The following is a 420-nucleotide window of genomic DNA, read 5'->3' on the forward strand; positions in this document are numbered from 1 at the left end:
GTGAATGTTGACGACCTGCTGGTTTCCCAGCCGGACACCGGTGAGCAAGCCCTGGAAATCACCGACATGCTGGTGCGCTCCAACGCTATCGACGTGATCGTGGTCGACTCCGTGGCGGCCCTGGTGCCAAAAGCTGAAATCGAAGGCGAAATGGGCGACATGCACGTCGGCCTGCAGGCCCGTCTGATGTCCCAGGCGCTGCGTAAAATCACCGGTAACATCAAGAACGCCAACTGCCTGGTGATCTTCATCAACCAGATCCGGATGAAGATCGGCGTCATGTTCGGCAGCCCGGAAACCACCACCGGTGGTAACGCGCTGAAGTTCTACGCGTCGGTCCGTCTGGACATCCGCCGTACCGGCGCGGTGAAGGAAGGTGACGAGGTTGTCGGTAGCGAAACCCGCGTCAAAGTCGTTAAG

The 420-nt window shown here is 59.3% G+C and carries 1 pseudogene; it reads left to right on the plus strand.

Going from position 1 to position 420, the window contains the following annotated elements:
* Positions 1–420, plus strand: a pseudogene (locus M2R48_RS21230) (DNA recombination/repair protein RecA); the annotation flags it as partial.

It is taken from the genome of Acinetobacter sp. I-MWF (assembly GCF_025433935.1).
In the GTDB taxonomy this organism is placed as follows: Bacteria; Pseudomonadota; Gammaproteobacteria; order Pseudomonadales; family Moraxellaceae; genus Acinetobacter; species Acinetobacter guillouiae.